Source organism: Mesorhizobium sp. B2-5-4 (assembly GCF_006441095.1).
Taxonomy (GTDB): domain Bacteria; phylum Pseudomonadota; class Alphaproteobacteria; order Rhizobiales; family Rhizobiaceae; genus Mesorhizobium; species Mesorhizobium salmacidum.
The window spans coordinates 1-23,920 of record NZ_VFUR01000010.1; the positions used below are offsets into that span (position 1 = coordinate 1).

General features: G+C 63.2%; 21 protein-coding genes. 14 read left to right on the forward strand and 7 right to left on the reverse strand.

The genetic code is table 11. The features are described from left to right. Positions 1-161: 161 nt before the first annotated feature. Positions 162-1,316 (reverse strand): dihydrodipicolinate synthase family protein, encoded by a 1,155-nt coding sequence (locus FJ492_RS14470; protein ID WP_140770557.1) that lies wholly within the window; start codon positions 1,314-1,316, stop codon positions 162-164. A gap of 242 nt (positions 1,317-1,558) precedes the next feature. Here FJ492_RS14470 and FJ492_RS14475 point away from each other — a divergent pair, with 242 nt between their 5' ends. The 14 genes from FJ492_RS14475 to FJ492_RS14540 all read left to right on the forward strand — a co-directional run bounded on the left by FJ492_RS14475 (position 1,559) and on the right by FJ492_RS14540 (position 17,579). After that, positions 1,559-2,611, forward strand: coding sequence for a LacI family DNA-binding transcriptional regulator (locus FJ492_RS14475; protein WP_140711914.1), 1,053 nt, complete (start codon positions 1,559-1,561; stop codon positions 2,609-2,611). Next, the gene (locus FJ492_RS14480) at positions 2,608-3,624 is read left to right on the forward strand and encodes a Gfo/Idh/MocA family oxidoreductase (RefSeq protein WP_140770559.1); all 1,017 of its coding nucleotides are present in this window, start codon (positions 2,608-2,610) and stop codon (positions 3,622-3,624) included. The genes FJ492_RS14475 and FJ492_RS14480 overlap by 4 nt, the downstream gene beginning before the upstream one ends. Next, positions 3,621-5,222, forward strand: coding sequence for an acyl CoA:acetate/3-ketoacid CoA transferase (locus FJ492_RS14485; RefSeq protein WP_140770561.1), 1,602 nt, complete (start codon positions 3,621-3,623; stop codon positions 5,220-5,222). The genes FJ492_RS14480 and FJ492_RS14485 overlap by 4 nt, the downstream gene beginning before the upstream one ends. Then, positions 5,215-5,991, forward strand: a complete 777-nt coding sequence (locus FJ492_RS14490) for an enoyl-CoA hydratase/isomerase family protein (protein ID WP_140770563.1) — start codon at positions 5,215-5,217, stop codon at positions 5,989-5,991. The genes FJ492_RS14485 and FJ492_RS14490 overlap by 8 nt, the downstream gene beginning before the upstream one ends. 17 nt (positions 5,992-6,008) lie before the next feature. Beyond that, positions 6,009-7,520, forward strand: coding sequence for an aldehyde dehydrogenase family protein (locus FJ492_RS14495; protein WP_140770565.1), 1,512 nt, complete (start codon positions 6,009-6,011; stop codon positions 7,518-7,520). A gap of 58 nt (positions 7,521-7,578) precedes the next feature. After that, positions 7,579-8,832 carry an ABC transporter substrate-binding protein gene (locus tag FJ492_RS14500; protein ID WP_140770567.1) on the forward strand — a complete coding sequence of 418 codons (1,254 nt, stop codon included), beginning with the start codon at positions 7,579-7,581 and terminating at the stop codon, positions 8,830-8,832. An 84-nt stretch (positions 8,833-8,916) separates the two neighbouring features. Continuing rightward, entirely contained in the window at positions 8,917-9,873 is a 957-nt protein-coding gene (locus tag FJ492_RS14505; RefSeq protein ID WP_140504270.1) for a sugar ABC transporter permease, read from the forward strand. After that, on the forward strand, positions 9,870-10,814 hold the full coding sequence (locus FJ492_RS14510) for a carbohydrate ABC transporter permease (protein WP_140711922.1): 945 nt from the start codon (positions 9,870-9,872) through the stop codon (positions 10,812-10,814). The genes FJ492_RS14505 and FJ492_RS14510 overlap by 4 nt, the downstream gene beginning before the upstream one ends. 4 nt (positions 10,815-10,818) lie before the next feature. Continuing rightward, positions 10,819-11,934, forward strand: a complete 1,116-nt coding sequence (locus FJ492_RS14515) for an ABC transporter ATP-binding protein (RefSeq protein ID WP_140770569.1) — start codon at positions 10,819-10,821, stop codon at positions 11,932-11,934. A gap of 107 nt (positions 11,935-12,041) precedes the next feature. Then, on the forward strand, positions 12,042-13,544 hold the full coding sequence (locus tag FJ492_RS14520) for a GMC family oxidoreductase (RefSeq protein WP_140745318.1): 1,503 nt from the start codon (positions 12,042-12,044) through the stop codon (positions 13,542-13,544). Next, positions 13,541-14,302 (forward strand): 3-ketoacyl-ACP reductase, encoded by a 762-nt coding sequence (locus FJ492_RS14525; protein WP_140770571.1) that lies wholly within the window; start codon positions 13,541-13,543, stop codon positions 14,300-14,302. Before FJ492_RS14520 ends, FJ492_RS14525 begins: the two co-directional genes overlap by 4 nt. Positions 14,303-14,314: 12 nt before the next feature. Then, positions 14,315-15,943, forward strand: a complete 1,629-nt coding sequence (locus tag FJ492_RS14530; protein WP_140711928.1) for a choline dehydrogenase — start codon at positions 14,315-14,317, stop codon at positions 15,941-15,943. A 187-nt stretch (positions 15,944-16,130) separates the two neighbouring features. Further along, positions 16,131-16,271 carry a hypothetical protein gene (locus tag FJ492_RS29580; RefSeq protein ID WP_348641911.1) on the forward strand — a complete coding sequence of 47 codons (141 nt, stop codon included), beginning with the start codon at positions 16,131-16,133 and terminating at the stop codon, positions 16,269-16,271. Positions 16,272-16,361: 90 nt separating this feature from the next. Further along, positions 16,362-17,579: an MFS transporter gene (locus FJ492_RS14540; RefSeq protein ID WP_140770573.1), complete on the forward strand. Its 1,218-nt coding sequence runs from the start codon at positions 16,362-16,364 to the stop codon at positions 17,577-17,579. Positions 17,580-17,583: 4 nt separating this feature from the next. Here the strand turns inward: FJ492_RS14540 and FJ492_RS14545 are convergent, their stop codons facing one another. The 6 genes from FJ492_RS14545 to FJ492_RS14570 form a co-directional block, all read right to left on the reverse strand. Next, positions 17,584-18,429 (reverse strand): EamA family transporter, encoded by an 846-nt coding sequence (locus FJ492_RS14545; protein ID WP_140504286.1) that lies wholly within the window; start codon positions 18,427-18,429, stop codon positions 17,584-17,586. Between the two features lie 7 nt (positions 18,430-18,436). Beyond that, on the reverse strand, positions 18,437-19,345 hold the full coding sequence (locus FJ492_RS14550) for an endonuclease/exonuclease/phosphatase family protein (protein WP_140711936.1): 909 nt from the start codon (positions 19,343-19,345) through the stop codon (positions 18,437-18,439). Between the two features lie 116 nt (positions 19,346-19,461). Then, positions 19,462-21,015: a sodium:proton antiporter gene (locus tag FJ492_RS14555; RefSeq protein WP_140504291.1), complete on the reverse strand. Its 1,554-nt coding sequence runs from the start codon at positions 21,013-21,015 to the stop codon at positions 19,462-19,464. 158 nt (positions 21,016-21,173) lie between these two features. Further along, on the reverse strand, positions 21,174-22,238 hold the full coding sequence (locus tag FJ492_RS14560) for an ABC transporter ATP-binding protein (protein WP_140504293.1): 1,065 nt from the start codon (positions 22,236-22,238) through the stop codon (positions 21,174-21,176). Between the two features lie 16 nt (positions 22,239-22,254). Next, complete coding sequence (locus FJ492_RS14565; RefSeq protein WP_015315811.1) at positions 22,255-23,046, reverse strand: ABC transporter permease; 792 nt, start codon at positions 23,044-23,046, stop codon at positions 22,255-22,257. After that, entirely contained in the window at positions 23,043-23,879 is an 837-nt protein-coding gene (locus FJ492_RS14570) for an ABC transporter permease subunit (protein WP_181165828.1), read from the reverse strand. The genes FJ492_RS14565 and FJ492_RS14570 overlap by 4 nt, the downstream gene beginning before the upstream one ends. Between the last annotated feature and the right edge of the window lie 41 nt (positions 23,880-23,920).

Here is a 23,920-nt window from a genome sequence, read left to right on the forward strand (position 1 = left end):
CTTGCTCTCCTTGCAAAGGGCCGAAAGTGTAACCCATCTATCCGGAATGAACTGTCACCCATCTCTCGGGAAGGGCACCGGACAATCGGACCTTGCATCGCGGAGCGCCCGTCTTGACGCCGACTGGGATGGACGACGGCTGATCCGATCGCGAAACTCGCTTAAATGCCTGCGACGGCGCAGAGGCTCTTCATCCTGGCAATCGCCATCTCCGGATCCGCCAGCAGTCCAGCCTGGTCGGCTAGGCGGAAGACATCGGCATAATGGAGGATGCCGCGCGCCGACTGCATGCCGCCAACCATCGCGAAATGATCCTGGTGGCCGTTCAGCCAGGCCATGAAGACGATGCCGGCTTTATAATATTCGGTCGGCGCCTCGAAGATTTTTCGTGACAGCGGCACGGTCGGCGCCATCAGCGCGTCGTAGCCGGCACGATCGCCGTCAGCCAGCTTCGCCAGCGCGGCATTGGCAACCGGCGCGATCGCGTCGAAAATGCCGAGCAATGCGTGCGAGTGCCGCTTGCCGTCTCCGGCGATCAGTTCGGGATAATTGAAGTCGTCGCCGGTGAACATCAACACGCCGTCCGGCAGCCGGTTCCTGAGCGCCACCTCCTTGCCGGCGTCGAGCAGCGATATCTTGATGCCGTCGACCTTGCCGGCGTGGCGCTCGATGATGGCGATCACCGTATCGAGCGCGGCCTCAAAATCGTCGCTGCCCCAATAACTCCTCAAGGCCGGATCAAACATGTCGCCCAGCCAGTGCAGGATGACCTTGCCGGAGGCTTGGCCCAATATGCGGTCGTAAACCAGGGCGTAGTCGTCCGGCCCCTTCGCCACGGCTGCCAGGGCGCGGCTCGCCATCATGATCGCCTTGCCACCCTGGCCTTCGATGAAAGCGAACTGCTCCTCATAGGCGGCGACCACATCGTCCAGTGTCCTGGCCGACGCCGGCGCCAGATGGTCGGTTCCGGCACCCGAGGCGAGATCGGCGCCAGCGACGGTTCGCGCCTCCGCGATTGAACGGCGGATCAATTCCTGCGCATTTGTCCAATCGAAGCCCATGCCACGCTGCGACGTGTCCATCGCCTCTGCGATGCGGAAGCCGAGCCGCCACAGATGATGACGAAACGCCATCGTCCTGTCCCAGTCGACCACTGGCCGCGACCACGGATCGGTCATCTTGAGGGGATCGGCAACGACATGCGCTGCGGCATAGGCTATGCGCGGGAACCCCGCGCCGATCACCGGCTGGACCGGCTGTCCGACAAGCGCGTAACATGTGCTGCGGCCACTCTCGCCCGGCAAGGCAATATCCATCAATCTCTCCCTTTTCGACACTTATTAAATGGAACGTTCCAATAAATCAAGAACCTCTAACATTCGAAATGGCCGGCCAGCCAATGCTGCGTTGCAACAAAAAATGGCCTTGGATGGCATGTTTCTTGACCACATATGATCGCTTCCTTCTGATTGAGAAAAAATCCCGATTGACTCGCCTACGACGCAGAGATTAGAACGTTCCAATAAACGTCGATTTAGAAAACCGGGAGGATATCAGGATGGCCAGTCGGGCCAAGGCGACGATCTTCGACATTGCCCGCGAAGCGGGCGTGTCCAAATCGACGGTGTCGCTCGTGCTGCAGGGCAGCGGCCTGATCCGCCCCGAAACCGCGGTCAAGGTGCGCAAGGCGATCGAGGATGTCGGCTATGTCTACAACCGCGGCGCCGCCAATCTGCGCAAGGCCCATTCCAACGTCATCGGCATGGTCATCAACGATCTCACCAATCCCTTCTTCGCGGAACTGGCAGTGGGCATGGAGCGTGTTTTTCAATCGGCCGGCATCGTGCCCTTCATCGCCAACACGGCCGAAAATCCGGTGCGCCAGGAAGAAGTGCTGAAGTCTCTGATGGAACAGGGCGTCGCCGGGCTCATCGTTTCCCCGGCGCGCGGCACCACGCCAGGGGCGTTCCGGCGGCTGGAAATAGCCGGTCTGCCGATTGCCTTCGCCATGCGCCGGCTGCCTGAAAGCCGCATTCCGGTGATTGCTCCCGACAATCATCGGGGCGCCTATCTCGCCACCGCTCATCTCGTCGGCAAGGGACATCGACGCCTGGCCTTCTTCGGCGGCTCGTCTGATCTGGTGGTCTACCATGAGCGGCTGGGCGGCTTTCGCGAGGCCTGCGAGACGCTCGGCATCGACGCTCGCGACGCGCTCATCATCGAGGGCGAGACCAACCGCAAGGGCGGCATGGCCTGCCTGGAAACGTCACTCGCAATGGCGGAGCCGCCAACCGCGGCGCTCTGCTTCAACGATGCCGTTGCCTTCGGCGTCATGCTAGCGCTGCGCAAGCGTGGACTTGAGCCGGGCCCGGATTTCGCCGTCGTCGGCTTCGACGATGTGGTCGAGGCCGAACATTATATGCCGCCGCTGACCAGCGTCGCGGTGGACTCCGCCGGTCTCGGCGAACGCGCGGCCCACGTCATGATCAAGATGATCCAGTCGCGCACCACGCGCGCCGAGGACCATATCGGCGCCGTCAATCTCGTGGTCAGGGAAAGCTGCGGCCCAGATCGCCGCACGCAAAAAAGGCCTACGGGAGCCGCGACATGAGCGTCAAATGGGGGCTGATCGGCGCCAGCACGATCGCCCGGCAATTCATGATCGACGCCATTCGCGCGCAAGCCGATGGCGAGATCGCGGCGGTAATGAGCTCCAACTCCGAACGCGCCACGGCCTACGCAAGGGAAAATGGTATTCCAGCCGCCGTATCAAATCTCGATACCTTGCTCGGATCCGACATCGACGCCGTCTACATCTCGACCACCAACGAATTGCACCTCGAACAGGCGCTGGCCGCGATCAAGGCGGGAAAGCATGTGCTGTGTGAAAAGCCGCTGGCGCTGACCAGCGACGACGCGCGCAGAATGGTCGTTGCGGCCAAGGCCGCGGGCATCGTGCTCGGAACCAATCATCATCTGCGCAACGCCGGCGCGCACCGTGCCATGCGCGAGGCTGTTAGCGCAGGCCGCATCGGCCAGCCGATCGCCGCGCGGGTCTTCCACGCCGTCTACCTGCCCGAAAACCTGCAGGGTTGGCGCATCGCCAGGCCTGAGGCGGGCGGCGGCGTGGTGCTCGACATCACCGTGCACGATGCCGACACGCTGCGCTTCGTGCTTGGCGACGATCCGGTCGAGGTTTCCGCCTTCACGCAATCCGCCGGTATGGCCGGCAGCGGGCTGGAAGACGGCGCCATGTGTATCTGGCGCTTCAAGTCGGGCCTCATCGCGCAATCGCATGAAGGCTTCACCACCAGATTTGCCGACACCGGCTTCGAGGTGCACGGCTCCCAAGGCTCGCTGATCGCCCGTAACGTGATGACGCAGAAACCGGTCGGCTCGGTCCTTCTGCGCACCGCCAGCGGCGAAGAAGAATTGAGCTGCGACCGCGAGAATCTCTATGTCAGGTCGGTGCGCCGGTTCCATGCCGCGATCCGTGGCGAGGGCCAGCCTTCCGCCACCGGCGAGGACGGCATCTGGTCGCTCGCCGCGGCCGAGGCGGCATTGCAATCGGCCAATTCCGGCAGAGCCGTCAAGATCGACCCGAAACTCGGGAGCATGAATTGAGCAAGGTCGTTTCGTCGGCGCAGGCAGCCAGCCTGATCAAGGATGGCACGGTCGTCTCGGTGTCCTCGTCGAGCGGCCTCGGCTGTCCGGACGCCGTGCTCGCCGCCATCGGCGAACGCTTTGACAGCGAGGGCCATCCGAAGGACATCACCACGCTGCACCCGATCGCCGCCGGCGATATGTATGGCATCAAGGGCATCGATCATCTGGCCAAGCCGGGCCTGTTGAAGCGTACGTTGTGCGGCTCCTATCCGTCGGGTCCCTCCTCCGCCGAGCCGCCGCGGATCTGGAAGATGATCGGCGACAATTCAGTCGCCGCCTATAACGTGCCGTCCGGCATCCTGTTCGACATGCACCGCGAGGCCGCCGCCAAGCGGCCGGGCGTGCTGACCAAGGTCGGCCTCGACACTTTCGCCGACCCGCGCCACCAGGGTTGCGCGATGAACGCCGCCGCCGGCGAGCCGATCGTCTCGGTGCAGCAGTTCGACGGCGAGGAATGGCTCTATTTCCGCGCCATCGTGCCCCAGGTTTCGATCATCCGGGCCACCACCGCGGACGAGCGCGGCAACCTGACCTATGAGCATGAGGGCGCCTATCTCGGCGGCCTGGAACAGGCGCTCGCCGCCCGCAACAATGGCGGCATCGTCATCGCGCAGGTCAAGCGCGTCGTCGAGAACGGCACGCTGAAGCCGCATGATGTGCGCGTGCCGGGGGTGCTGGTCGATCATATCGTCGTCGCGCCCGACCAGTTGCAGACTACGCTGACGCCTTACGATCCGGCGATTTCGGGTGAAATCTTCCGGCCGCTGTCGAGCTTCCGCACGCCGGAAATGAACGTTCAGAAGGTGATCGCGCGCCGCGTCGCCATGGAGCTTCGCGACGGCATGGCCGTCAATATCGGCTTCGGCATCTCGGCCAACGTGCCGCGCATCCTTCTGGAAGAAGGCCAGCACGGCAAGGTCACCTGGCTGATCGAACAGGGCGCTGTCGGCGGCGTGCCGCTGCTCGACTTCAAGTTCGGCTGCGCCTCCAATGCCGAGGCGATCATGCCCTCGCCGCACCAGTTCATCTATTTCCAGGCTGGCGGCTTCGACGCTTCGCTGCTCTCCTTCCTGCAGATCGACCGCCACGGCTCGGTCAACGTCTCGAAGCTTTCGGCACGGCCGCATGTCACCGCCGGCGCCGGCGGCTTCGTCGACATCACGTCGCGGGCGAAGAAGATCGTGTTTTCCGGCTTCTTCAATGCCGGAGCCAAGCTGTCGCTCGCCGATGGCGGCATCCGCATCGACGCGGAAGGCAAGGTCAAGAAAGTCGTCGAGGAGGTCGAGCACATCTCCTTCTCCGGCAAGCGCGCCGTCGCGCAGGGACAGGATATCACCTATGTGACCGAGCGTTGCGTGATGAAGCTGACGTCAGATGGGCTGATGGTGACGGAACTGGCGCCGGGCATCGACCTCGAGCGCGATGTGCTTGGTCAAGCCGAGATCCCGCTCAATGTAGCCAACGACCTCAAGGTGACGCCGACCGCGCTCTACCAGGATCGGCCGATCGGCCTTTCGCTCAATGGCAGCACCCCGCTCGGAGGCGTGCATGGCTGAGCGCCTCGTCACCTTCGAGCAGGATGGTGCGATCGGCACCGTCACCTTGCGCCGGCCCGAAAAATTCAACGCGCTCGACATCCCGATGCTGCGCGCGCTGGAAGCGGCGCTCGACGAGGCGGAAAGCGCCGAAGGTGTGCGCGTGGTGCTCATATGCGGCGAAGGCAAGGGGTTTTGCGCCGGCGGCGATGTCGAAGCCTGGGGCGGCATGAGTGCCGCCGATTTCCAGGTGCAATGGGTGCGCTACGGCCACCGTGTCTTCGACCGGCTGGCACGGCTGCGGCAGCCGACCATCGCCGTTCTGTCCGGCCATGCGCTCGGCGGTGGGCTCGAATTGGCTGTCGCTTGCGATTTTCGCGTCGCGGAAACGCAGGTGAAACTCGGCTTTCCCGAAACCTCGATCGGCGTCGTCCCCGGCTGGTCCGGCACGCAACGCGCGGTGCGCCGCCTCGGCGCTCAGACGGTGCGCCGTATGGCTGTCGGTGGCGAGATTTTTCTGGCGGCGGAAGCGCTTGCGCTGGGTATCGTCGATCGCATCGTCGAAACCGGCAAAGCGTCGGGTGAAGCCAAGACATGGGCTGAAAAAATCGCCGAACGCGGGCCGCTGGCGACCGAAGCCGCCAAGCTGATGATCGCAGTGGCGGAAGGCGAAGAAAGCGCTGCCGCGACCGAAGTATTGGCCAGCGGCTTCATAGCGCTCACCGGCGATCTCAAGGCCGGCGTCGGCTCCTTCAAGACCAAGCAAAAGCCCGTGTTTTCGCGTTCCTAGAACAGAGTGGAAATCACATGAATGCACCTCTCAAGATTTCCATGCCTGCCGAGGCCTCCGCGGCTCCCAAGGCATACAAGCTTCTGATCGACGGCAAGCATGTCGATGCCCGCGACGGCCGCATGCTGGAACGCAAGAGCCCCGGCCACGGCTTCACCGTTTCACATTATGCCCTGGCAGGTGCCGCCGAAGTGGAAGCCGCGATGCAGGCAGCGCACAGGGCGTTCGAGACCGGTCCCTGGCCGCGCATGAAAGCGGCCGAGCGCGCCGCGATCCTGCTCAAGACGGCCGACCTGATCGAGGCGCGGCTGGAAGACATCGCGCGGCTCGATGCGCTGGAATCCGGCAAGCCGATCGCCCAGGCGCGCAGCGAGATCGGCGGCGCCGTTGACATCTGGCGCTATGCCGCTTCGCTGGCCCGCACGTTGCACGGCGAAAGCTACGCCAATCTCGGCGACGCCATGCTGGGTGTGGTGCTGCGCGAGCCGGTCGGTGTCGTCTCGATCATCACGCCGTGGAATTTTCCGTTCCTCATCGTCAGCCAGAAACTGCCTTTCGCGCTCGCCGCCGGCTGCACGGCGGTGGTCAAGCCGAGCGAGATGACCTCGGCCTCGACCTTCGTGCTTGGCGACATCCTGCTCGAAGCCGGCGTGCCCGCCGGCGTCGTCAATGTCCTCGCCGGTCTCGGCGCCGATGTCGGCGCGCCGATGGTCAGCCATCCCCTGGTCGAGATGGTTTCGTTCACCGGTTCCACCCGCGTTGGCAAGATGACCATGGCGGCGGCCTCGAACTCCCTGAAGAAGGTGTCGATGGAGCTCGGCGGCAAGAACGGCCAGATCGTCTTTCCCGATGCCGATCTCGTGGCGGCCGCCGATGCAGCGGTGTTCGGCGGCTTCTTCAATGCCGGCGAATGCTGCAATGCCGGCAGCCGGCTGATCGTGCATGAGGCGATCGCCGATGATTTCCTGGCCGCGGTGAAGGCGTTGACAGCCAAGGTAACCGTGGGCGATCCGCTCGATGACAGGACCAAGGTCGGCGCGATGATTTCCTCCGACCATCTGGCCAAGGTGACGGATTACGTGGCGGCAGCCGCGAGTGACGGCGGCAGCATCTACAGTGGCGGCGCGCAACGCCCTTCCAATGCCGGCCAATATCTCGACCCGACGATCTTACGCGACGTCACCGAAAACATGGCCGTCGCCCGCGAGGAAGTGTTCGGGCCGGTGCTATCGGTGCTGACTTTTGAATCGATTGAAAGGGCGTTGCACATTGCCAACAACACGCCCTATGGTCTGTCGGCGGGTGTGTGGAGCGCCAGCATCGACACCTGCATGTCGGTGGCGCGGGGCGTGCGTTCGGGGACGGTCTGGGTGAACACGTTCATGGAAGGTTATCCCGAACTGCCGTTCGGCGGCTACAAGCAGTCGGGCCTGGGCCGCGAACTCGGCAAGCGCGCCGTCGAGGACTATACCGAGGAAAAGACAATCCAGTTTCATCGCGGCCAGCGCACCGGTTGGTGGGTCGGCTGAGTTGGGAAGAACCCGGTGGGCTGCCACCGGTCGTGTAATGCAACAAGGGAGGAAGTACATGTTGAGCAAACTGCTTATCGGAACGGCGCTCGCTTCGGGCCTGGCTTTCGCGGCCCATGCCGAGGATGTCAAGGAAGTGCAGATGCTGCATTGGTGGACGTCGGGTGGCGAAGCGGCTGCTCTCAACGTGCTCAAGGGCGATCTGGCCAAGGAAGGCTATGCCTGGAAGGACGTTCCCGTGGCTGGCGGCGGCGGCGATGCCGCCATGACCGCGCTGAAGGCGATGGTCGCGGCCGGCAACTATCCGACCGCCTCGCAGATGCTCGGCTACACCGTGCTCGATTATGCCGCTGCCGGCGTCATGGGCGACCTCACCGAGACGGCGAAGAAGGAAGGCTGGGACAAGTCGGTTCCGGCCGCCCTGCAGAAATTCGCCGTCTATGAAGGCAAGTGGGTCGCGGCTCCGGTCAACGTCCACTCTGTCAACTGGCTGTGGATCAACAAGGCGGTGATGGACAAGATCGGCGGCACCGAGCCGAAGACCTTCGACGACTTCGTGGCATTGCTCGACAAGGCCAAGGCGGCCGGCGTCACCCCGCTCGCGCTTGGTGGTCAGAACTGGCAGGAAGCCACCATGTTCGATTCCGTCGTGCTGTCGACCGGCGGGCCGGAGTTCTACAAGAAGGCGATGAACGACCTCGACGACGCTTCGCTCAAGTCCGACACGATGAAGAAGTCGTTCGACAATCTCGCCAAGCTCGTCACCTATGTCGACCCGAACTTCTCGGGCCGCGACTGGAACCTCGCCACCGCCATGGTCATCAAGGGCGATGCGCTGGTGCAGGTCATGGGCGACTGGGCCAAGGGCGAATTCCACGCCGCCAACAAGACCCCAGGCACCGACTTCCTCTGCTATCGCTTCCCGGGCACCGACGGCTCGGTGATCTACAACTCCGACATGTTCGGCATGTTCAATGTCCCGGACGACCGCAAGGCCGCCCAGGTTGCACTCGCCACCGCCACTTTGTCGAAGAGCTTCCAGTCGGCCTTCAACGTCGTCAAGGGTTCGGTTCCGGCCCGCACCGACGTGCCTGACACCGACTTCGACGCTTGCGGCAAGAAGGGTATTGCCGACCTGAAGAAGGCCAATGAAGGCGGCACGCTGTTCGGCTCGCTCGCCCAGGGCTATGGCGCGCCCCCGGCTGTCGCCAACGCCTACAAGGACGTCATCTCCAAATTCGTCCATGGTCAGATCAAGACCTCGGACGAGGCCGTGACCGAACTGGTCAAGGCAATCGACGACGCCAAGTAAGCGTTACGCACGAAAACGCCTTCCCCGCTCCGGCGGGGAAGGTTCCCGTGAGGCCGGTCGGCCGGACGCCGATGGGAGGAACCCATGAGCACAGTTGCGACAAGCCAGATCAAGCTGACGCCGGAGCATGCCCGCCCGCGCACCTCTGTGCGGTCGCGCCTGCAGGACGCCTTGCCGAAAATCGTGCTGGCGCCGAGCTTCGCCATCACTATCGTTTTCGTCTACGGCTTCATCCTGTGGACGATCTACCTATCCTTCACCAACTCCAAGACCTTCCCGTCCTACGCTATAACGGGCGGGCGCGCCTATCAGCGACTGTGGGGCTGGACTTTCGACACCAACCCGCCATCGAGCTGGTACACGTCGATCACCAATATGGGCATTTTCGGCTTTCTCTACATCTTGATCTGCCTGGCGCTCGGCCTGTTCCTGGCCATCCTGCTCGACCAGAAGATCCGCGGTGAAGGCGTGCTGCGTCCGATCTATCTCTACCCGATGGCGCTCTCCTTCATCGTCACCGGCGTTGCCTGGAAATGGTTCCTCGACCCTGGCCTCGGTCTCGAGCAGACGCTGCATCAATGGGGCTGGACGAGCTTCCATTTCGACTGGATCAAGAACAAGGATTTCGTCATCTACACCGTGGTCATCGCCGGTGTCTGGCAGGCCTCCGGCTTTATCATGGCGATGTTCCTGGCCGGCCTGCGCGGCATTGACGGCGAGATCATGAAAGCGGCGCAGATCGACGGCGCCACCACCTTCCAGCTCTATCGCCGCATCGTCATTCCGCTCTTGCGGCCGATCTTCCTGTCAGCCTTCATCGTGCTCGCGCACCTTGCCATCAAATCTTACGATCTGGTTGTGGCGCTGACCAGCGGTGGCCCCGGCGGCTCGGCCTGGCTGCCGTCCAACTTCATGTATGAATACACCTTCAAGCGCAACGAAATGGCCGTCGGTTCGGCAAGTGCCGTGATCATGCTGATGACCATCGTCGCCATCATCGTGCCCTATCTCTATTCGGAACTCAGGGAGAAGTCGCGATGAGCGCCGTGACCATTCCCACCCGCCAGGCCAGCGGCGGCATGAACGTCAAGATCGTCAACCGCATCGTCATCTACGGGCTTCTGGCGCTGTTCGCGCTGTTCTACCTGATGCCGCTGTTTGTCATGCTGGTGACCTCGTTCAAGACCATGGACGAGATCCAGAACGGCAACATGCTGGCGCTGCCCAAGGCGCCGACCTTCGAGCCCTGGCTGAAGGCATGGGGCGAGACCTGCGTTGGCCTCACCTGCGCCGGCATCAAGGGCTATTTCTGGAACTCCATCAAGATGGTGGTTCCCGCCGTGCTGATCTCGACCATGCTCGGCGCGCTCAACGGCTACGTGCTGACCAAATGGCGTTTCCGCGGCGCGACACTGGTGTTCGGGCTGATGCTGTTTGCCTGCTTCATCCCGTTCCAGTCGGTGCTCTTGCCGATGGCGACGATCCTGGGCAGCCTCGGACGGTTCGGCGTGACGCTGCAGAACACGGTCGGAACCAGCTTCGGCCTCGGCAACCCGACGGTCAACCTGGTGTTCGTCCACGTCGTCTACGGCATCGGCTTCACCACGCTGTTCTTCCGTAACTATTATGAGGCGTTCCCGACCGAACTGGTGAAGGCCGCGCAGGTGGACGGCGCTTCCTTCTTCCAGATCTTCCGGCGCATCATGCTGCCGAACTCGATGCCGATCTTCGTCGTCACCGTCATCTACCAGTTCACCAACATCTGGAACGACTTCCTGTTCGCCTCCGCCTATGCCGGCACAGGCGACGCGATGCCGATGACGGTAGCGCTCAACAATGTCGTCAACACCTCGACCGGCGTCGTCGAATACAACGTCAACATGGCGGCTGCGATGATCGCCGCGCTGCCCACCCTTCTCGTCTATGTGCTCGCCGGCCGCTATTTCGTGCGTGGCCTGATGGCCGGCGCGGTCAAAGGATAACGCAATGGCTTTTCTGGAAATTGATGGTCTGAGGAAGCGTTTCGGCCAGGTCGAGATCCTGAAAGGGATTAACCTCGAGCTGGAAAAGGGCGGGTTTCTGGTGCTGGTCGGTCCGTCCGGCTGCGGCAAGTCCACGCTGCTCAACACCATTGCCGGACTGGAGACGATCACCTCTGGCGATATCCGCGTCGACGGCCGCACCATCACCGATCTGCACCCGTCCAAGCGCGACATCGCCATGGTGTTCCAGAGCTATGCGCTCTACCCCAACATGACGGTGGCCGGGAACATCTCCTTCGGCATGGAGATGCGCGGCGTACCAGCCGAGGAACGCCAGAAGGCGATCGACAAGGTGGCCAAGGTACTGCAGATCGGCCATCTGCTGCAGCGCAAGCCGAGCCAGCTCTCCGGCGGCCAGCGCCAGCGCGTCGCCATGGGCCGGGCATTGGTGCGCGACCCCAAGCTGTTCCTGTTCGACGAGCCGCTGTCCAACCTCGACGCCAAGCTGCGCGTCGACATGCGCATCGAGATCAAGCGCCTGCATGCCACCACGGGCACAACGATCGTCTACGTCACCCACGACCAGATCGAGGCGATGACACTGGCGACCAAGATCGCGGTCATGCGTGACGGCGAGGTGCAGCAATTCGGCACGCCGGCGGAAATCTACAATAACCCGAGCAATGTCTTCGTCGCCGACTTCATGGGGTCGCCGGCAATGAACTTGATCCCGGCGACCATCGGCGGTAATGGCGGCGATCTGGCCGTCGTGCTTGATCGCGAGGCACGCCACCCGATCACCTTGCCGATGGCCAACGCGCCGGCCGGACTGTCGGCGTTCAAGGGTAAGCCGATCATCTTCGGCGTCCGCCCGGAGGCGCTCACCGATCCGGAAGGCGCGGAACGCAACGCCTCGCAAATCGCCACCGCCGATTGTCATATCGAGGTTGTGGAACCGGCCGGTTCCGACACTTTCGCCGTCACCAATCTCGGTGGCAAGGGCGTGGTGGCGCGGCTGCGCGCCGATGCCAACATCCAGCCGGGCACCAACACGCCGCTGGCCTTCAACCTGACCAAGGCTGTGTTCTTTGATCCGGCGACCGAGAGCCGTATTCGCTGATGCGTGTCGCCCAAAAATGGATCTGGTTTTGGGGCAACGACATGCATCAAAACAAAAGACCTGAAGCGGGTCGCATGTGTCAATTCAAACGCGGCGCGCTTTAGGCGATGGCAAACCCCGATATCGTCATCATCGGTTCCGGCATCGGCGGCGCCACGATCGCCTCTGGTCTGGCCGGCAGCGGCGCCTCTATCCTGATGCTGGAGCGTGGCGAGCCGCTGCCGGCAACGCCGCACGCGCGCGACACACGCGCCATCTTCGTTGACGGCCATTACCGGCCGAAGGAGATGTGGCGCGAAGCTGGCGGTGCCGCGTTCAACCCAGGCAATTACTACTATGTCGGCGGCAATTCGAAATTCTTCGGCGCGGTGCTGATCCGCTACCGCAAGGAAGACTTTTCCGCCATGGAACACTTTGGCGGCGTCTCGCCGGCATGGCCGTTTTCCTATGACGAATTCGAGCCTTGGTATTCCAGGGCAGAGCAGCTGTTCCGCGTGCGCGGCGCGCTGGACGAGGATCCAACCGAGCCATTTCATTCGGTTCCCTATGCCTTCAAGCCGGTGCCCGACGAGGCGCCGATCGCGCGCGCCCGTGCCGAACTCAGGGGGCTGGGGCTGCATCCGGCCTCCCTGCCGCTGGGCGTCGACATCGACACGTGGCTGAAGGAGGGCAGGACCGGCTGGGACGCTTTTCCCAATACCGGCCAGGGCAAGGTCGACGCGCAGACCGGACCGCTGACGGCGGCCCTGACCGACCAGAACATCAAGCTCGAGACCGGCGCCTATGTCGAATATCTCGAGACAGCCCCGGACGGCAAAACCATCTCGGCCGTTCACTATCGCCAGAACGGCGAGCCGAGGAAAGTCGCGCCGAAACTGGTGATCCTGTCGGCCGGCGCGGTCAATTCAGCCGTCATCCTGCTGCGCTCACCCTCACCTCATGGGAAAGGCCTGGCCAACCGCTCCGACCAGGTCGGCCGCAACTTCATGAATCACAATTCGAGCGCCATGCTGGCGATCGATCCGCGCCGCAGGAACGACGCCGTCTACCAGAAGACCCTGATGCTGAACGACTACTATCTCACGGGTGGCAAGGGCGGCAAACCGCTCGGCAATGTCCAGCTTCTCGGCAAGATCGACGGCAACATGCTCAAGGCCAATGTGAAACGGCTGCCGAAATTCGCGCTCGACTTCATGGCCGGCCATGCCATCGACTGGTATCTGATGTGCGAAGACCTGCCCGATCCCGAAAGCCGCATCATGGTCGACGGCAAGGACATCGTCATGCAATGGCGACGCTCCAACATGCAGTCGCTCGACGGCCTGACCAAGGTGATGCGCGCGAATTTCCGCGCCTGCGGTTATCCCATCGTGCTGTCGCGCCCGTTCGACAAGCGCACGCCCTCGCACCAGTGCGGCACGGTCAAAATGGGCGACGATCCGGCGATGTCGCCGCTCGATCCGTTCTGTCGCGCCTTCGATCACCGGAACCTCTTCGTCGTCGACGCCAGTTTCCTGCCGAACTCGGCCGCCGTGAACCCGGCGCTGTCGATCGCCGCCCAGGCGCTGCGGGTAGCCGAACACATCCGCAAAACAGAGCTTGCCGCATGACCCGCCCGGCGGCCATCGTCACCGGCGGCGCGCGCGGCATCGGCTTTGCCTGCGCCGAGGCGCTGGCCGACGCCGGATTCGACATTCTCGTCGCTGACCTTGCCAAAACAGCCGCAGGCGAGCTCGCCGCTGACATCACCGCGCGCGGCGCGAAGTTCGCGTATTTCGGCTGCGACATCGCCGATCTTTCCACCCATGCTTCCCTCGTCGACGCCGCCATGCGCGCCTTCGGCCGCATCGATTGCCTGGTCAACAATGCCGGCGTCGGCGCCGTGGCGCGTGGCGACCTTCTCGACCTCAAACCCGATAATTTCGACCGCGCGCTCGGCGTCAACCTGCGTGGCACCGTCTTCCTCAGCCAGGCCGTCGCCAAGGCGATGCTGGCCAAGCCGGGCGATCATGCCAAGTCAATCATCACCATCACCTCGGTCAGCGCCGAGATGGCCTCTCCGGAACGCTCCGAATATTGCATGTCGAAGGCAGCGCTTTCCATGTGGGTGAAGAACCTGGCGCTCAGGCTCGCCCCGGAAAACATCGGCGTGTTCGAGCTGCGGCCGGGCATCATCCGCACCGACATGACGGCAGGCGTGAGTGCCAAATACGACGCGCTGATCGACAGCGGCCTGGTGCCGGCGAAACGCTGGGGCGAAGCCTCCGACATCGGCGCCATGGTGGCGGCGCTCGCTGCCGGCAGACTGGGTTTTTCGACCGGCTCGATCATCAATGTCGACGGCGCGCTCTCCGTGCCCCGGCTGTGAACGGATAAGACAATGACCGACTACATCATCGTGGGCGCCGGTCCGGCCGGCTGCGTGCTGGCCAACCGGCTAAGCGAGGATCCCTCCAATTCCGTGCTGCTGCTCGAAGCCGGCGGCAAGGACTGGCACCCCTATATCCACATGCCGGCGGGTTTCGCCAAGATGACCAAGGGCATCGCCTCTTGGGGCTGGTCGACCGTGCCGCAGAAACACATGAAGGACCGCGTCTTCTGGTACACGCAGGCCAAGGTGGTCGGCGGCGGTTCTTCCATCAACGCCCAGATTTACACGCGCGGCAATGCACGCGATTACGATGCCTGGGAAAAGGAAGAAGGGCTGGCCGGCTGGGGCTACCGCGACGTACTGCCCTATTTCAAACGCGCCGAGAACAACCAGCGTTACGCCAACGATTTCCACGGCGACCAAGGCCCGCTCGGCGTCTCCAACCCGATTTCGCCGCTGCCGATCTGCGAGGCCTATTTCCGCGCCGGCCAGGAGATGGGCATTCCTTTCAACCCGGATTTCAACGGCGCCAGCCAGGAAGGCGTCGGCTATTACCAGCTCACCCAGAAGGACGCCCGCCGGTCCTCCGCTTCGGTGGCCTATCTCAAGCCGATCCGCGACCGGAAGAATCTCATTGTCCGGACCGATGTGCTGGTCACCCGCATCGTCGTCGAGAACGGCCGTGCCGTCGGCGTCGAGGTGGTCGACAGGCCGGGCGGCCAGACAACAATCCTGCATGCCGACCGCGAGGTGATCGTCTCGTCCGGCGCCGTCGGTTCGCCGAAGCTTCTGATGCAGTCGGGCATCGGCCCGGCCGACCACCTGAAATCGGTCGGCATCACGCCGGTACACGATCTGCCAGGCGTCGGCTCCAACATGCAGGATCATCTCGACCTCTTCGTCATCGCCGAATGCACAGGCGATCACACCTACGATAATTACGCCAAGCTGCACCGCACGGCCTGGGCCGGCCTGCAATATCTGCTGCTGAAGAAGGGACCGGTGGCTTCCAGCCTGTTCGAGACCGGCGGCTTCTGGTACGCGGATCCGACCGCCGCCTCGCCCGACATCCAGTTCCATCTGGGTCTCGGCTCCGGCATCGAGGCCGGCGTCGAGAAGCTGAAAAACCCGGGCGTCACCTTGAACTCGGCTTTCCTGCGGCCGCGCTCGCGCGGAACGGTGCGGCTTAAAAGCGCCGATCCAGCCGACCATCCGCTGATCGATCCGAACTACTGGTCCGATCCCTATGACCGCGCCATGTCGCTGAAGGGACTGCGGCTGGCGCGAGAGATCATGCGGCAGAAGGCACTTGCCCCCTACGTGCTGCGCGAGGTGCTGCCCGGTCCGTCGCTCGCCAGCGATGACGAGTTGATCGACTATGCCTGCCGCACGTCCAAGACCGACCACCATCCCGTCGGCACCTGCCGCATGGGCCATGACGAGATGGCGGTGGTGACGCCGGATCTCAAGCTGCGCGGTATAGAAGGCTTGCGCGTCTGCGACGCATCGGTGATGCCGCGTGTGCCTTCTTCCAACACCAACGCGCCGACCATCATGGTTGGCGAAAAGGGCGCTGATCTGATCCTTGGCCGCGAGCCGCTGGCGCCGGCGGTGTTTTCCGGCAATCGTGCTGCTTAGGGAGTGGTAAAATGATCAGGCACTGTGTTTTCGCAAGATTTCGTAGTGATGTGTCCCCGGCCGAGCGCACGGCTATCCACGCCGACCTCGAAGCGTTGCGGCAGGTGATCGAAGGCATGGAGACGGTTCAATCAGCGCCAATGTCAGTCCGGAGCCCTTCGCGCGGGGTTTCAGCCATGGCTTCACCATCGATTTCCGCGATGCAGCGGCGCGCGACGCCTATCTCGTCCATGAGGCGCATCAGCGTGCCGGCGCCCGGCTGATCGCGACCCTCGAAGGCGGCACCGACGCATTGATGGTCTTCGACCTCGATCTTACGAAAAAGTGAACCGCCGGCCTTTCGAAAGCCGCCCGATCGCTGTTCTCTTTTGCCGACAAGGCGACATATCGTTCCTTTGGGGGTACAAAGGAGGACGCCTTGAAACTCACCGCCGAGCAGAAGAAAACCGTTCTGGCGTCATTTCTGGGCTGGACGCTCGATGCTTTTGATTTCTTCCTTCTGACCTTTCTGCTCACCGACATTGCGGCTGAGTTCCAGACTGATGTCCCCGCGGTGTCGAAGGCTCTGTTCCTGACCTTGGCGACCCGCTTCACCGGCGCGTTCTTCTTCGGCATGCTTGCCGACAAATACGGTCGCAAGCCGATCTTGATGCTCAACATCGTCAGCTACTCGGTGATCGGGGCGCTGGCTGCTTTCTCTCCCAATCTCGGCATGTTCCTGGCGCTACGCGCCCTGTTCGGCGTCGCCATGGGCGGCGAATGGGGCCTCGGCTCCTCGCTTGCCATGGAATCCATACCGCCGCGGGCACGCGGCATGGTCTCGGGTATCCTGCAATGCGGTTATCCCGCCGGTTACCTCCTGGCGGCGGTGGTCTATGGGCTGCTCTACGGACAGAAGGTCGGCGACTTCGTCCTCGGCTGGCGCTTCATGTTCCTGCTGAGCTTCATACCGGCGCTGATGGTGCTGTTCATCCGCTCGCACGTGCCGGAATCGCCCCCCTTCGTCGAGGCACGAAAGCAGGTCAGACCGGGGTTGCTGGAAACGCTGCGGAAGCACTGGCGCGTCGCGCTCTATGCCGTGGTGCTGATGATGTTCTTCAACTTCTTCAGCCATGGCACGCAGGATCTCTACCCGACCTTCCTGAAGAAACAGCATGGCTTTGATCCGCATACGGTGAGCTGGATCACCATCGTCGCCAATATCGGCGCCATTGTCGGCGGCCTGGCGTTTGGCGCGCTGTCGGAGAAGATCGGCCGCATCAACGCCATTACCCTCGCATGCATCATCGCCCTGCCGGCGATCCCGCTATGGGCCTACAGCTCCACGCCCTTCATGCTGGCCATCGGCGCCTTCATCATACAGGTCGCGGTCCAGGGTGCCTGGGGTGTCATCCCGGTTCACCTCAATGAGCTTTCGCCCGGCGCGGTGCGCGCCACCTTGCCCGGCTTCATATACCAGGCCGGCAATCTCGCCGCCTCCTACGGCGGTCCGTATCAAGCGGGGATCGCGGAAGCGCCCGGCGGCAGTTATGGTTATGCGCTGGCGCTATTTGCCGGCGTGGTCGCCGTCTGCATCATCGTGGTCATCCGCTTCAGTCCGGAGCGGCGCGGTCAGGTAATGACGGTGCTGGGTTGAAATGTCAGCCCATCCTCAGCGCGATGACGCCTGCGACGATGCTGAGCGCGGCTGCACCGCGCCAGCCCGTCATCTTCTCGCCGAGCGCGTAGACCGAAATCATCATGGCGAACAGGATCGAGGTTTCGCGCAGTGACGCCACCGAGGCGATCGGCGCCTTGGTCATCGCCCACATCACGATCCAGTAGGCGGCGCCGGAAAGCACGCCGGTGAACAGCCCGGTCTTCCAGTCGCGCGCCAACACCGGAAGCGCCTTGGATCCTCGGAAAACGAGGCAGAGCACCAGCGCCCCAAGCGCATCGCAGATGAACAGCCAGGCGGCATAGCTTTGCGCGGTCGCGGCCAGCCGCGCGCCGCTGCCGTCGGATAGCGTGTAGCTGGCAATGAAGATCGACGTGCCCAGCGCGAATGCGACCGCGCGCAGGTTCAGCTTCTCCAGATGCGCCCCGCCGCGAAACGACATCACCAGCGTTCCGGCCGACAACAGCAGGATGCCCACGATGGCAAGCGGTGCCGGCACCTCGGCGACAACGAACATCCCGCCAATCGCGGCCAGCAGAGGTGCCGTTCCGCGTGCCAACGGATAGGTCTGGGCAAAATCGCCGGCCTGGTAGGCGCCGATCAGGAAGGTGCGGTAGCCCATGTGGAAGATCACCGAAGCGGCGATATAGGGCCAGACTTCCACCTTGGGCACCTCGACGAAAGGCAGCACCACGAGGCCAGCGACCCCCATGCCGAACGTCATCAAAGTAATCGACAGGAAGCGGTCGAGATGTACCTTGACCAGCGCGTTCCAGATCGCGTGCATGGCGGCCGCGGCAAGCACCGCGAGGAAGACGAAAAGCGTCATATGGAGATCATCGACCTCCGGAGCCGAAGGGCGTTTCGAGATCGATGTCGACCTGGACGGGGAAGTGATCGGAAGCAAGCTCGCCTATATCGGCGCTGACCGAGCGCACACGCCCGGCCAACATGCCGCCGACAAAGCAATGGTCAAGACGACGCTTTGCCAGTCTGCCGTCGATGATCTTCTCATGCGTATGGAAATCACCAGCCGGTTCAACCGCCACGGCGGCGGCATCGACGAAGCCGTCGAGATAGGCTGCTCCACGATGATACGGCGTGCTGCCGACGATGCGACGGTATTCGGCGCTGTCCGGCTCCATGTTGAAATCGCCCAGCCAGATCGCCGCCGGCGGGCTTTCCGGCTCGACTTGCCCATGTGTCCAGTTACGCGAAGGTTCGTCGTCCACGCCGCTCCACGGTCCGCCTTCCCCCGGCGCCCGGCGATGCTGCGCCAAGAGATAGTCGATCTGGTCCAGCCGCTCTTCCGCGGCGATGTGCGCGAGATGCAGCGAAAGCACCCTGACCGACCCGGCCGGCGTGCGGATCATGCATTCGAGCGCGGCGTTGCGGGTGTTGAGCGGACGCAGCGTACGGCGCATCGGCAGCGCGTGCAGCCGCGACCAGACGATCGGCAGTTTTGACAGGACCATGGTGCCGAATTGCCGGCGGCGGTTGACCAGACGGCCGTCCCGCCATTCGCTGCCATCCATGTCGAAGGCCGGGCCATACACCCAGTGATAATCAGGCAGAAGCCGTGAAAGCAACTCCGGCTGGTCGTCGAAATTGCTGCGCTGCCAGTGCCGCTCGACCTCCTGCAAGGCGATGATGTCGGCGCCGGCAATCATGCGCGCGGCGCGCGAAAGATCGTAGCGCCCGTCGCTGCCGAACCCGTACTGGATGTTGTAGCTGACCAGCTTCATTGCTTATCCGGCTCACTTCCCGGTGTTGGCAGTAACGGTTCGGTCGATCGCTTGCAATGTGCAGGAGGACGGACGGGGCTTGGGCCAGCAGGGCGGCGGTCGAGACCCGGCATCTGCTAGTCCGTGGTCAGCGGCTGGAACCGGCCTGCCGGCGACGCCGCCAGTTCCGCCCAGTCGATCTCTTCCTCCAGCCGGTGATAGGCTTCATCGCCGATCGTGCCGTTGCTGCGCAGTTCCTCCAGCGTGTCGCGCTGGCGGTTGATAGCATAGAGCCGCAGCCGGTCGTATTCGGTCGCCGCCTGCGCATCCTCCGGATTTTCCGCGATCTGCCGCTGAGCCTCGTACTGCTCGCGCACGACGGCCGCCGCGGCCGACGTCTTGCGGCTCAACACGTCAAGCGCGGCCTGCATGACGGCAACACGCGCCTGAGCCACTTCGCGATCGACGCTCGTGTCCCGTTCGAAGTTGAGTATCCGCAGCAAGGGCTTCAAGGTCATGCCTTGCAACACCAGCGTGCCCAGAACCACCGCGAAGGCGGCTAGCACGATCGGGTCGCGGCCGGGAAAGCCGGCCGGCAGGGCAATGGCCACCACCAGCGTCACCAGCCCCCGCATGCCGCACCAGCCGACCAGCACGGCGCCGCGAAATGTCGGCGCTTCTCGCCTTCTGTCCTCGCCACCGAAACGGGCGAACCATCTGATGATCGCAACGTAACTCGCCACCCAGACGAGGCGTGCCAGAATGACGACAACCAGCACCGTCGCGGCAAAGAGAAAGGCACCGCCCTGCCCATCGCCGGAGAGCCGGCCGACGATAGAGCGTGCCTGCAGCCCCATCAGCACGAAAGCCAGCACGTTGAGCACGAACACCGCCGATTCCCAGACCGAATAGGTGCTGACGCGGCGTCTCGCCGACATGCGGCGCGGTCCACTGCGTGCAATGGTGATGGCATAGACGACGATGGTGATGATGGCGGAAAGACCGAGCCTGTCGGCCAGGATCCACACCCCGAATGTCCCGGCGAACTGCACCACGGTGCTGCTTGCGGCGTCGTCGATCCGGCTAAGTGTCAGCAGCGAGACACGGCCAAGCACATAACCCGCGGCCAAACTGCCAATCGTCGACAGCAAGATCACCGGAATGGCGTTGCTCAACAGGATCGAACCGAGTGCGGCCGAAACCGCCAACCGGTAGATCAGCAGCGCGGTGGCATCGTTGAGCAGGCTCTCGCCCTGCAGGATGGCGGTGAGGCGGTACGGCACCTTGAACTGGCCGAGCACGGCGCTCGCCGCCACCGCATCCGGCGGTGCGACGATGGCGCCAAGCGCGACCGCCGCCGCGATCGGCAGCCCGGCCATTTTCCAGCCGACGAAGGCAACGACCACGGTGGTGAAGACCACGGCGCCGAGCGCCAGCAGCACCAGAGACAGCCTGTAGCGCTTCAGGTCGCGCAGCGACGTGTCATAGGCGGCATCGAGAAGCACCGGCGCGATGAACAGGGCAAGCGCCAGTTCCGGATCGATCTCGATCACAGGCGCGCCAGGTACGAAGGCAATCGCGACGCCGGCCAGGGCCAGAAGGGACGGATAGGGAATCTCCAGCCGTCGCGACAGCGCCGTCAGCGCGACGGCGGTCAAAAGCAGGATAAGCGTCAGTTCGAAAAGGGCCATGCGCTATCGTAGCGGCCGAATGAAACGATTGGCAGTGCCAAAGTCGTGGCCGTGAAACAACGGGTGATACTTCTGGCACGGGTTGTGTCGCCGCGGACAGCACGGGAATTCGGATTGCTGGAGCATCCGTTCGGGAGCGCCAACCGACCGCGGATTACCTAATGCAACACCAGCATATCGCTCGACGAGAACGAAATCTCCGCCTTTTCACCTACCGCGGGCGGCGGCGTCGCCGGGCTGTTGAATGTGTCGAGCGACACCGTGTTGCCGCCGATGCCGACACGAACCCGGATCACCGAGCCGAGGAAGTGCACTTCGGAAATCTCTCCGGTCAGGCTGGAGTCGCGGCCGGGCTGGCGGCCGAGCGAAATCGCCTCGGGCCGCAGCGCCAGAGACAGCGTGTCGCCGGACTTCGAGCCGTTGAGCTTGCCCTTAAGCGAGACTTCCTGCGTGTTGACCTGAACCTTGCCGGAGGCGGCATCGGTGACCTTGCCTTCGAGCACGTTCAGCGTGCCGACGAAATTGGCGACGAACTTGGTCGCCGGCCGGTTGTAGATCTCGAACGGCGTCGCGACCTGCTCGGCCTTGCCGCCGTACATGACGGCGATGCGGTCGGAGATCGATAGCGCCTCTTCCTGGTCATGGGTGACGAAGATGGTGGTGATGCCGAGCTTCTTCTGGATCGAGCGTATTTCCTCGCGCAGCGACACGCGCACCTTGGCGTCGAGCGCCGACAGCGGCTCGTCGAGCAAAAGCAGCTTCGGCTTTGGCGCGATCGCGCGCGCCAGCGCGATGCGCTGCTGCTGGCCGCCGGAGAGCTGGTAGGGATAGCGGTCCGCCATCTGCGGCAGCCTGATCATGTCGAGCATCTCGGCGACGCGCTTGTCGGCGTCGGCCTTCGGCATGCCGGCAACCTTCAACCCGAAAGCGATGTTCTGTGCCACGGTGAGGTTTGGGAACAGCGCATAGGCCTGGAACACCATGCCGACATTGCGCTGGTTGGGCTTCAGCCGGGTGATGTCCTTGCCGGCGACGACGATCTTGCCGGCCGACGGCTCCTCGAAGCCGGCGACCATGCGCAGCACCGTCGTCTTGCCGCAACCGGAGGGCCCCAGGAACGAGACGAACTCGCCCGGCTCGACGTCGAGGCTGAAATCCTGCACCACGGTATTGGACCCGTAGGACTTTCGCACATGCTGGATGGACAGGAATGGCTCGGCCATGGCTTTTTCTCTCAGGTCAATTCGGGCGGTTCGCCGATTTCGGCGCGAAGCGGGACAGGATCTGGATGAGCGACATGCAGCCCCAGGTAATAGCGAAGGCGATGATGGCTAGGGCCGCCGGTTCATAGGCCCGGTTGGCGCCGACGTTTTGCAGATACGGGCCAAAGGCCGGACGGTTGAGGAGGCTCGCCATGGTGAACTCGCCGATGACGATGGCAAAGGTCAGGAAGGCGCCCGACAGCACGGCGATCAGGACATTGGGCAGGATCACCCGGCCAATGATCGTGCCCCAGCCGGCACCCAGGATCTGCGCTGCTTCGGTCAATGTCCGCACATCGATGGTGCGCAGCCCGGTATCGACGGCGCGATACATGTAAGGCAGAGCCAGCGTCGCATAGCCGATCACCAGCAAGGCATTGGCGCCCATATTGCTTCCCAGGAACGGCAGCGGGGAATTCGAGCCGTACATCCTGATATAGCCGAAGACGATGACGATGGCCGGAATGACCAGCGGCAACAGCGTGATGAATTCGACGATCGGCCTGAGCTGCGGCAGGCGCAGCCGGATCCAGTATGCCGCCGGCACCACGATCAGCACACCGAGGATGATGGTGAAGACGGCCGCCACCACCGAATACAGGAAGGTCGACTGGAAGCGAGCGTCGCCCAGCACGATCTGGTAGGCGTCGAAGGAATGGACGCCGCGCCGCATGCGCAACGAGAACTCGACCGTCGCCATCAGCGGAATGAAGAAATAGGCCGCGCCGACAATGAAGACGACCCAGGCCCAGAATTTGCCCGACTTCATTTGAGCCACCTTTCGGACCGGGTCCGGAACCAGATGTAGAAGACGTTGGCTAAGCCCGTGATGACGATCATGCCGAAGGCGATGGCATAGCCGAGCTGCGGGTTGTGCAGCACGTCGCCATTGATCTGCGAATAGAGCTTAATCGGAACGATGTTGAGTGCCGGGCCGGCAAACGCATAAGCCGTGGCGATGGCGCCGAAGGAATTGGCGAACAACAGGATGACGGTGCCAAGGAAGCTCGGCCACAAGACCGGGATGACCACCATGCGCCAATACTGCGACTGGGTTGCCCCGAGCGTGGCGGCGGCCTCGCCCCATTCCTTCTTCAAGCCGTCGATGGCCGGCACGATGATGACCACCATCAGCGGAATCTGGAAGAACAGATAGACCGCGATCAGGCCCGATGTCGTGAGGAAATTGAAGCCCATCGCGTATATGTTGACATTGAGAACGTCACGCAGAAGCGTTGTGACGATGCCGACGCGGCCGAGGGTCGCCAGGAAGGCGAAGGCCAGCGGCAAGCCGGCGAAATTCGAGGCGACGCCGGAAAAAGTCAGGGTCGCCGAGCGGGTCCAGTTGGGAAGCCCGCCGCGCACGATGGCGATGGCAATCGCGAGCCCGGCAAAGGCACCGATGACGGCCGACCAGAAACTGATCTTGATCGAAACCCAGTAGGAAGCGCTGATCGAGGGATCACTGACCAGCTGCAGGATATTATCCAGCGTCAGCTGACCGTCGCCATTCTGGAAAGCGCCCAGGACGAGATAGATCGTCGGCAGGATCAGGAACATCAGGACGAAGATAAAGAAGGGCGCCACGCCAATCCATTGCATCGGAAAGCGGAAAGCGGTCGCCTCGTTCGGGGGCGCGGGCT

Bases quoted from the DNA above. Each gene is read 5' to 3' on its own strand.
- FJ492_RS14545 (WP_140504286.1), bottom strand. From the start codon at position 18,429: ATGACGCTTTTCGTCTTCCTCGCGGTGCTTGCCGCGGCCGCCATGCAC.
- FJ492_RS14500 (WP_140770567.1), top strand. From the start codon at position 7,579: ATGTTGAGCAAACTGCTTATCGGAACGGCGCTCGCTTCGGGCCTGGCT.
- FJ492_RS14515 (WP_140770569.1), top strand. From the start codon at position 10,819: ATGGCTTTTCTGGAAATTGATGGTCTGAGGAAGCGTTTCGGCCAGGTC.
- FJ492_RS14470 (WP_140770557.1), bottom strand. From the start codon at position 1,316: ATGGATATTGCCTTGCCGGGCGAGAGTGGCCGCAGCACATGTTACGCG.
- FJ492_RS14530 (WP_140711928.1), top strand. From the start codon at position 14,315: ATGACCGACTACATCATCGTGGGCGCCGGTCCGGCCGGCTGCGTGCTG.
- FJ492_RS14560 (WP_140504293.1), bottom strand. From the start codon at position 22,238: ATGGCCGAGCCATTCCTGTCCATCCAGCATGTGCGAAAGTCCTACGGG.
- FJ492_RS14525 (WP_140770571.1), top strand. From the start codon at position 13,541: ATGACCCGCCCGGCGGCCATCGTCACCGGCGGCGCGCGCGGCATCGGC.
- FJ492_RS14480 (WP_140770559.1), top strand. From the start codon at position 2,608: ATGAGCGTCAAATGGGGGCTGATCGGCGCCAGCACGATCGCCCGGCAA.
- FJ492_RS14520 (WP_140745318.1), top strand. From the start codon at position 12,042: ATGGCAAACCCCGATATCGTCATCATCGGTTCCGGCATCGGCGGCGCC.
- FJ492_RS14555 (WP_140504291.1), bottom strand. From the start codon at position 21,015: ATGGCCCTTTTCGAACTGACGCTTATCCTGCTTTTGACCGCCGTCGCG.
- FJ492_RS14490 (WP_140770563.1), top strand. From the start codon at position 5,215: ATGGCTGAGCGCCTCGTCACCTTCGAGCAGGATGGTGCGATCGGCACC.
- FJ492_RS14550 (WP_140711936.1), bottom strand. From the start codon at position 19,345: ATGAAGCTGGTCAGCTACAACATCCAGTACGGGTTCGGCAGCGACGGG.
- FJ492_RS14510 (WP_140711922.1), top strand. From the start codon at position 9,870: ATGAGCGCCGTGACCATTCCCACCCGCCAGGCCAGCGGCGGCATGAAC.
- FJ492_RS14505 (WP_140504270.1), top strand. From the start codon at position 8,917: ATGAGCACAGTTGCGACAAGCCAGATCAAGCTGACGCCGGAGCATGCC.
- FJ492_RS14570 (WP_181165828.1), bottom strand. From the start codon at position 23,879: ATGCAATGGATTGGCGTGGCGCCCTTCTTTATCTTCGTCCTGATGTTC.
- FJ492_RS14475 (WP_140711914.1), top strand. From the start codon at position 1,559: ATGGCCAGTCGGGCCAAGGCGACGATCTTCGACATTGCCCGCGAAGCG.
- FJ492_RS14495 (WP_140770565.1), top strand. From the start codon at position 6,009: ATGAATGCACCTCTCAAGATTTCCATGCCTGCCGAGGCCTCCGCGGCT.
- FJ492_RS14565 (WP_015315811.1), bottom strand. From the start codon at position 23,046: ATGAAGTCGGGCAAATTCTGGGCCTGGGTCGTCTTCATTGTCGGCGCG.